Source organism: Streptomyces sp. DH12 (assembly GCF_020873895.1).
Classification (GTDB): domain Bacteria; phylum Actinomycetota; class Actinomycetes; order Streptomycetales; family Streptomycetaceae; genus Streptomyces.
On sequence record NZ_JAHWGT010000627.1, the window covers coordinates 1 to 539 of the forward strand.

Sequence of the window (539 nt, forward strand, 5' to 3'; positions counted from 1 at the left end):
AGGACGGCTCCACGAAGGTCGCGCGGATCATTGTGCCGGTGTTCCTTCAGCCCGGCGAAGACCCGACCGACATGGTCGCCAGCGCCTCGTTCCGGCCCCTTGTAGGGGTCCTTCAGGGCCTGCGCTCGCATGACGAACGACTCGTCGAGCAGCTCGCCTCCCGCGCCCTCACCAGCGGCAAACGCAAGGTCCACCTCCAGCGCGATGAGGAAGGACGGATCGTCGGGGCCGACGGCGCGGGCGACGGCGAGGACACGCAGGCAGCCGCCGAAGCGGCCCTGCTGCACTTCTCCACGCCGCGCGACCCAGCGGCCATCGCCGCGTTCCTGCGCGCCCGGGTCTACCGGCCGGAGTCCCTGGTGTGGCTGCAGGGCTACCAGGCGCTGCTGCGGTGGCGGAAGGAGAACAAGATCACCGGCCTGTACGCCGTTCCGTATGACACCGAGGTCGAGGTTGGCGTCACGAAGGCGTTCCCCCTCGGGCGGTGGGTGCACCAGCAGCGCAGGGCGCTGCGGGCCGGGGAGCTCGAACCGCGGCGC

At 71.1% G+C, this 539-nt stretch carries 1 protein-coding gene; it reads left to right on the forward strand.

Annotated features, from left to right (window positions below; translation table 11 throughout):
* Positions 1-539 (forward strand): helicase associated domain-containing protein (locus tag LPA54_RS36145; protein ID WP_228984766.1); only part of this gene is annotated, 539 nt, incomplete at both ends.